Genomic DNA, 7,519 nt, shown 5'->3' on the forward strand with positions numbered 1-7,519 from the left:
CCTCTCCGGAGGCGCGGGCCGTCGCCCGTACCCAAACCCTCATCAAGGGCAGGGACGGCATCGGCACCGTGCGCCGTACCACCCTCCCCGGCGGACTGCGCGTCGTCACCGAGACGCTGCCCTCCGTGCGCTCGGCCACCTTCGGCATCTGGGCGCACGTCGGTTCCCGCGACGAGACCCCGGCGCTGAACGGCGCCACCCACTACCTGGAGCACCTGCTCTTCAAGGGCACCGAAAAGCGCTCCGCCCTCGACATCTCCGCCTCCATCGACGCGGTCGGCGGCGAGATGAACGCGTTCACGGCCAAGGAGTACACGTGCTACTACGCACGCGTGCTCGACACCGATCTGCCGCTCGCCATCGACGTGGTGTGCGACATGCTGACCGGCTCGCTGATCCGCGAGGAGGACGTCGACGTCGAACGCGGCGCGATCCTCGAAGAGATCGCCATGACCGAGGACGACGCCGGCGACTGCGTGCACGACCTGTTCGCGCGCACCATGTTCGGCGACAACGGGCTCGGCCGCCCGGTCCTCGGCACGGTCGACACCGTCAACGCCCTCACCGCCGACCGCATCCGCCGCTTCTACAAGAAGCACTACGACCCGACCCACCTCGTCGTCGCGGCCGCCGGGAACATCGACCACGCCAAGGTCGTCCGCCAGGTCCGCGCCGCCTTCGAGAAGTCGGGCGCCCTGCGCGACACCGGGGCCCTGCCCATCGCCCCGCGCGAGGGCAGCCGCACCATCCGCACCTCGGGCCGCGTCGACCTGGTCGGCCGCAAAACCGAGCAGGCGCACATCGTCCTCGGCATGCCCGGCCTCGCCCGGAACGACGACCGCCGCTGGGCCATGAGTGTGCTCAACACCGCCCTCGGCGGCGGCATGTCCTCCCGGCTCTTCCAGGAGGTCCGGGAGAAGCGCGGTCTGGCCTACAGCGTGTACTCCTACACCTCCGGCTTCGCGGACTGCGGTCTGTTCGGGGTGTACGCGGGCTGCCGCCCGAGCCAGGTGACCGACGTGCTGAAGATCTGCCGGGACGAACTCGACCAGGTCGCCGGGCACGGCCTCTCCGACGACGAGGTCAACCGCGCCATCGGCCAGCTCCGCGGCTCCACCGTGCTCGGCCTGGAGGACACCGGCGCGCTGATGAACCGCATCGGCAAGAGCGAGCTGTGCTGGGGCGACCACATGTCGGTGGACGAGACGCTGACCCGGATCGCCGAGGTCACCCCGGACGAGGTCCGTTCGGTCGCCCGCGACATCCTGGGACAGCGTCCGTCGCTGTCGGTCATAGGCCCGCTGAAGGAAAAGCAGGCGGCCCGGCTGCACGACGTGGTCGCCTGACCCACCCGGCCCCTCAACTGCGGTAAGGAAGCGAAGAGATGAGCAAGCTGCGCGTGGCGGTCCTCGGCGGAGGCGGCCGCATCGGGTCCGAGGCGGTGCGGGCCGTCGAGGCCGCCGAGGACATGGAGCTGGTGGCCTCCCTTGGCCGGGGCGACAAGCTGGAGACGCTGGTGGAAGCCGGCGCCCAGGTCGCCGTCGACCTCACCACCCCGGCCTCTGTCATGGGCAACCTCGACTTCTGCGTGCGCCACGGCGTCCACGCGGTCGTCGGCACCACGGGCTGGACCGACGAGCGCCTCGCGCAGCTGCGGGGCTGGCTCGGCCAGTCCCCGGAGACAGGGGTGCTCATCGCCCCGAACTTCTCCATCGGCGCCGTCCTCACCATGAAGTTCGCGCAGATCGCCGCGCCGTACTTCGAGTCCGTCGAGGTCGTCGAGCTGCACCACCCCGGCAAGGTGGACGCCCCCTCCGGCACCGCCACCCGCACCGCCCAGCTCATCGCCGAGGCCCGGCGTGAGGCCGGTCTGGGCGAGGCCCCGGACGCCACGGTCACCGCGCTGGACGGGGCCCGCGGCGCCGACGTGGACGGCGTGCCCGTGCACGCGGTCCGGCTGCGCGGCCTCCTGGCCCACCAGGAGGTGCTGCTCGGCGGCGAGGGCGAGACCCTCACCCTCCGCCACGACTCGCTGCACCACAGCAGCTTCATGCCGGGCATCCTGCTCGGTGTGCGCCGCGTGGGGTCCGCTCCGGGCCTCACCTTCGGCCTCGAACACTTCCTGGACCTGGGCTGAGTACCCCCACCTCATGCGCGCGAAGATCACCTACCTCGTCACGGCCGCCGTCCTGGTCTTCTACTTCGTCCTGGTCGGCAGCCGGGGCGTGATGCTCATCCAGTCCGGCACGCTCCTCACCGTCACTTTCGGAGTGGCCGTGCTGATCCTGCCGGTCATCGGCGTCTGGTTCCTGTGGAAGAACACCCAGTTCGTCCGCCGGGCCAACCAGCTCGCCGCCGAGCTTGAGGCCGAGGGCGGCCTGCCCGTCGACGAACTGCGCCGCACCCCGGACGGCCGGATCGACCGCGACTCGGCCGACGAGGTGTTCGCCCGGCGCAAGGCCGAGACCGAGGCCGCCCCCGACGACTGGCGCAGCTGGTTCCGGCTCGCCGTCGCCTACCACGACGCCCGCGACACCCCGCGCGCCCGCAGGACGATGCAGCGCGCCATCGCCCTGCACGACGGCCGCCACCTCCCCGCCTGACCCCGTGACGCCAGAAGGGGCCGCTCCGCGACAGCGCGGACGGCCCCCTCTCGCGTGCCTGGTACGGCCTCAGCCGCGCCGGTACTCCGTGGCCCACGCCTCGATCGTGTCCGAGGCCAGGTCGAACCCCGCCGGACGGTTCAGGAAGTCCAGCGTGTGCGTGGTGAGCAGCGGGGGAGTGTCGTCGGGGGCGCGGTCGTCGCGTACCAGCGTCAGCGCCTGACCCTGCACGGTACGGGGCAGCCCCAGCCAGCGCACCGGCTGCTGCGCCGTCCGCAGCGAGACGACCCGCTCCCAGGGCACCGTACGCGTGACGAGAAAGCCGACCTGGCGCAGGCCGCGCGGGCTCACCCAGACGCCCATGCGCAGCACCCGCAGCGCGCTGAGGACGATCGCCAGCGAGGCCACGAAGGTGGTCCCGGCGGAGGCCGTGGTGCCGGTCAGCGCGGTGAGCACGGCCCCGAACAGCACGAACGAGGAGAACAGCAGCCCCAGCGCCGCCCCGCCCACCCGCCACGGTCCGGGACGGTACGGGCGCCGCCAGCGGTCCCGGTCGTGGTAAGGCAGCGAGCTCTCGTCGGCCGCCTCGAAAGTGCGGTCGGCCGTCAGGAAGGGCAGGGGCACGGCTGTTCCTCGCAGGATCCTCGCACGGGCTTGTGCCCGGTGAGGCTATCCGCCTGTGGTCCGGCTCACCAGCGGTGGAGGTCCGGAAGGGTCAGCGCCCCGGCGCCGCCTGCGAATGCCCGGCCGGCGGCCCGGACGGAGTGGACAGCGCGGGCATGCCGACGACCAGGGCGCCGACTATCCCGGCGACGAGGGTCAGCAGGAGCAGCGAGCGCCCGGCCCGCTCGGCGCGGGAAGCGCGCTCGGGGGGCGGGGGAGTGACATTGCCGCGGAACCTGTCGGCCTCGGCGATGAAGGCGAAGGGTACGGGCTCACGACGACGGAACATCGGGGGTGGATCTCCTTCCAGGAGGTGCGGAAGCTGTCGGAGGCCGGGGCCGGCCTCACCGGAGCGGCCTTACCCCTGATAGACGTCAGGAAGAACCAAAAGGTGCCCATGTCCGGAAAACCGCTGGATGCGATCTTTGAGGTGAGGTGCTGCTCCGACCGGTTCGCGTGCCCCGTATGGTGGCTGCGAACCCCGGAAGTGATGGAAGGACCCCAGTGACCACCCCCGAGCCGTTCACGCTCCGTAGTGACGTCACCGTCGAGCTGGTGAAATCCAGCGCGTCGGACAGCGATGTCCTCTTCGCCGCCCGAGTCTCCACCGTGGGCGAGCAGTCCCTGGGCGAGCTCCAGAAGGACCCCGAGCGCTCCAGGGGCCTCATCAACTACCTGGTGCGGGACCGGCACGGCAGCCCGTTCGAGCATAACTCGATGACCTTCCTCGTCAGCGCCCCGATCTTCGTCTTCCGCGAGTTCATGCGGCACCGCGTCGGCTGGTCCTACAACGAGGAATCGGGCCGCTACCGGGAGCTCCAGCCGGTCTTCTACGTCCCCGACACCTCCCGCAAGCTCGTGCAGGAGGGCCGGCCGGGCAAGTACGTCTTCGCCGAGGGCAGCCCCGCCCAGTACGACGCGGTGCGCCACACCCTGTCGGAGTCGTACGAGCAGGCGTACACCGCCTACCAGAAGCTGCTCGCCGAGGGCGTCGCCCGCGAGGTCGCCCGCGCCGCCCTCCCGGTCGGCCTGTACTCCTCGATGTACGCCACCTGCAACGCCCGCTCCCTGATGCACTTCCTGGGCCTGCGCACCCAGCACGAGCTGGCCAGGGTGCCGTCCTTCCCGCAGCGGGAGATCGAGATGGTGGGGGAGAAGATGGAGGCCGAGTGGGCCCGTCTGATGCCGCTCACCCATGCCGCCTTCAACGCCAACGGCCGGGTGGCCCCGTAACGAAGCCCTGTTCCCCGCTCGGAACGGATGTACGGATCAACCTCCCGAAGTGTCCGTATTGCGGCATTTAGAGAAGTTCATCTAGCCTGATCAAACGGACCCGGCACTGCTTGAACCCCCGAGCAGGCAGTGCCGGGCTCCTTGTTCGCCGCGAGGTCGTCGCGAGTTTGTCCGGACTTTCCCGCCACCCCCACGGGCAGACCATGGATCGAGTACCGAGTAGCGTGTCACCCATGGCTCCGATCTCGACTCCGCAGACCCCCTTCGGGCGGGTCCTCACCGCCATGGTCACGCCCTTCACGGCGGACGGCGCACTCGACCTCGACGGCGCGCAGCGGCTCGCCGTCCACCTGGTGGACGCAGGCAACGACGGCCTGATCGTCAACGGCACCACCGGCGAGTCACCCACCACCAGCGACGCGGAGAAATCGGACCTCGTACGAGCCGTCGTGGAAGCGGTCGGCGACCGCGCCCGCGTCGTGGCCGGAGTCGGCACCAACGACACCCACCACACCCTCGGACTGGCCCGCCAGGCCGAACGCGACGGCGCCCACGGCCTCCTGGTCGTCACGCCGTACTACAACAAGCCCCCGCAGGAGGGCCTGTACCGCCACTTCACGGCCGTCGCCGACACCACCGGCCTCCCGGTGATGCTCTACGACATCCCCGGCCGCAGCGGCGTCCCCATCAGCACCGAGACCCTGGTCCGCCTCGCGGAGCACCCCCGGATCGTCGCCAACAAGGATGCCAAGGGCGATCTCGGCCGCGCCAGCTGGGCCATCGCCCGCTCCGGCCTCGCCTGGTACTCAGGCGACGACATGCTGAACCTCCCCCTGCTCTCCGTGGGCGCCGTCGGCTTCGTCTCGGTCGTCGGCCACCTCGTCGCCCCCGAACTGCGCGCCCTCGTGGACGCCTACACCTCGGGCGACGTCGTCAAGGCCGCCGAGATCCACCAGAAGCTGCTCCCGGTCTACACCGGTGTCTTCCGCACCCAGGGCGTCATGACCATCAAGGCCGCGCTCGCCCTCCAGGGCCTGCCCGCCGGATCGCTGCGCGCCCCGATGGTCGAGTGCTCCCCGGAGGAGATCGCCCAGCTCAAGATCGATCTTGCCGCCGGCGGGGTACAGCTCTGACAACAGACTTCAGCACCATCCGAGCCACACAACTGCATCGCACAACAGCACAGCGGGCCACCTGTGCCCGCACCCATGACAACAACCACACGCACTGAACGTCATGCGCGCCACGTGCCTCCGGGTAGGTGGCGCGCTTGGTCAGGAGAGTCTTTTGAGTCATCCGCACCCTGAACTGGCCCCCCCGCCGCCGCTCGCCAAGGGCGCCATGCGGGTCACCCCCCTCGGCGGTCTCGGCGAGATCGGCCGGAACATGACGGTCTTCGAGTACGACGGCCGTCTGCTGATCGTCGACTGCGGCGTGCTCTTCCCCGAGGAGGAGCAGCCCGGAGTCGACCTGATCCTGCCGGACTTCTCGTCCATCCGGGACCGCCTCGACGACATCGAGGGCATCGTCCTCACGCACGGCCACGAGGACCACATCGGCGCGGTCCCCTACCTGCTGCGCGAGAAGCCGGACATCCCGCTGATCGGCTCCAAGCTCACCCTCGCGCTCATCGAGGCCAAGCTCCAGGAGCACCGCATCCGCCCGTACACCCTGGAGGTGGAGGCGGGTGACCGTGAGCGGGTCGGCCCCTTCCACCTCGAGTTCGTCGCGGTCAACCACTCCATCCCGGACGCGCTCGCGGTCGCGATCCGCACGCCGGCCGGCATGGTCGTGCACACCGGTGACTTCAAGATGGACCAGCTCCCGCTGGACGGCCGTCTCACCGACCTGCACGCCTTCGCGCGGCTGAGCGAGGAGGGCATCGACCTCCTCCTCTCGGACTCCACGAACGCAGAGGTCCCCGGCTTCGTCCCGCCCGAGCGCGACATCTCGGGCGTGCTGAACAACGTCTTCGCGGGCGCGCACAGCCGCATCATCGTGGCGAGCTTCGCCAGCCATGTGCACCGCATCCAGCAGATCCTGGACACCGCCCAGAAGTACCGCCGCAAGGTCGCCTTCGTCGGCCGCTCCATGGTCCGCAACATGGGCATCGCACGGGACCTCGGCTACCTGAAGGTCCCGCCGGGTCTGATCGTCGACGTCAAGCAGCTCGACGACCTGCCGGCCGACAAGGTCGTCCTGGTCTGCACGGGTTCCCAGGGGGAGCCGATGGCGGCGCTGTCCCGCATGGCCAACCGGGACCACCAGATCCGCATCGTCGAGGGCGACACGGTCATCCTGGCCTCGTCCCTCATCCCGGGCAACGAGAACGCGGTCTACCGCGTGATCAACGGCCTCACCCGCTGGGGCGCCAACGTCGTGCACAAGGGCAACGCCAAGGTGCACGTCTCGGGCCACGCGTCCGCCGGCGAGCTGCTGTACTTCTACAACATCTGCCGCCCCAAGAACCTCATGCCGGTCCACGGCGAATGGCGCCACCTGCGCGCCAACGCCGAGCTGGGTGCCGCGACCGGCGTCCCGCACGACCGGATCGTCATCGCCGAGGACGGCGTCGTCGTCGACCTGGCCGAGGGCAAGGCGAAGATCGCGGGCAAGGTCCAGGCCGGCTATGTCTACGTCGACGGCCTCTCGGTCGGCGATGTGCGCGAGCCCGCGCTGAAGGACCGCAAGATCCTCGGTGACGAGGGCATCATCTCGGTCTTCCTCGTGATGGATGCCTCCACCGGCAAGATCACGGGCGGCCCGCACATCCAGGCCCGCGGCTCCGGTATCGAGGACGCGGCCTTCGCGGAGGTGCTCCCGAAGATCACGGAATCGCTGGAGCGGTCGGCCCAGGACGGCGTCGTGGAGCCCCACCAGATGCAGCAGCTGATCCGCCGGACGCTGGGCAAGTGGGTCTCGGACACCTACCGCCGGCGCCCGATGATCCTTCCGGTCGTCGTCGAGGTCTGATCCGCGACGCTCCGACCTGCACTGGGGCCCCTCGACCGGTGTCGAGG

At 70.2% G+C, this 7,519-nt stretch carries 8 protein-coding genes; 6 read left to right on the forward strand and 2 right to left on the reverse strand.

Translation table 11 applies throughout. The features are described from left to right. The 3 genes from ACFWN1_RS30185 to ACFWN1_RS30195 form a co-directional block, all read left to right on the forward strand. Nucleotides 1-1,346: M16 family metallopeptidase (locus ACFWN1_RS30185; RefSeq protein WP_384368899.1), on the forward strand; the 1,346-nt coding region annotated here is incomplete at its 5' end. A gap of 38 nt (nt 1,347-1,384) precedes the next feature. Continuing rightward, nucleotides 1,385-2,137, forward strand: coding sequence for a 4-hydroxy-tetrahydrodipicolinate reductase (gene dapB, locus ACFWN1_RS30190; RefSeq protein WP_384368901.1), 753 nt, complete (start codon nt 1,385-1,387; stop codon nt 2,135-2,137). 13 nt (nt 2,138-2,150) lie between these two features. Beyond that, nucleotides 2,151-2,603, forward strand: coding sequence for a hypothetical protein (locus ACFWN1_RS30195; protein WP_135788979.1), 453 nt, complete (start codon nt 2,151-2,153; stop codon nt 2,601-2,603). 69 nt (nt 2,604-2,672) lie between these two features. Here the strand turns inward: ACFWN1_RS30195 and ACFWN1_RS30200 are convergent, their stop codons facing one another. Both ACFWN1_RS30200 and ACFWN1_RS30205 read right to left on the reverse strand, forming a co-directional pair. Then, nucleotides 2,673-3,227 (reverse strand): hypothetical protein, encoded by a 555-nt coding sequence (locus ACFWN1_RS30200; RefSeq protein WP_384368904.1) that lies wholly within the window; start codon nt 3,225-3,227, stop codon nt 2,673-2,675. 91 nt (nt 3,228-3,318) lie between these two features. After that, complete coding sequence (locus ACFWN1_RS30205; protein ID WP_384368907.1) at nt 3,319-3,555, reverse strand: hypothetical protein; 237 nt, start codon at nt 3,553-3,555, stop codon at nt 3,319-3,321. 176 nt (nt 3,556-3,731) lie between these two features. On the opposite strand from ACFWN1_RS30205, the gene thyX reads away from it, so the two are divergent. From thyX to ACFWN1_RS30220, 3 genes are all read left to right on the forward strand, one after another. Further along, nucleotides 3,732-4,499, forward strand: a complete 768-nt coding sequence (gene thyX / locus ACFWN1_RS30210) for an FAD-dependent thymidylate synthase (protein ID WP_384368910.1) — start codon at nt 3,732-3,734, stop codon at nt 4,497-4,499. A gap of 233 nt (nt 4,500-4,732) precedes the next feature. After that, nucleotides 4,733-5,632, forward strand: coding sequence for a 4-hydroxy-tetrahydrodipicolinate synthase (gene dapA, locus ACFWN1_RS30215; protein WP_384368913.1), 900 nt, complete (start codon nt 4,733-4,735; stop codon nt 5,630-5,632). 154 nt (nt 5,633-5,786) lie between these two features. Next, on the forward strand, nt 5,787-7,472 hold the full coding sequence (locus ACFWN1_RS30220) for a ribonuclease J (RefSeq protein WP_384368916.1): 1,686 nt from the start codon (nt 5,787-5,789) through the stop codon (nt 7,470-7,472). Nucleotides 7,473-7,519 lie beyond the last annotated feature (47 nt).

Source organism: Streptomyces sp. NPDC058459 (genome assembly GCF_042721685.1).
Classification (GTDB): Bacteria; Actinomycetota; Actinomycetes; order Streptomycetales; family Streptomycetaceae; genus Streptomyces.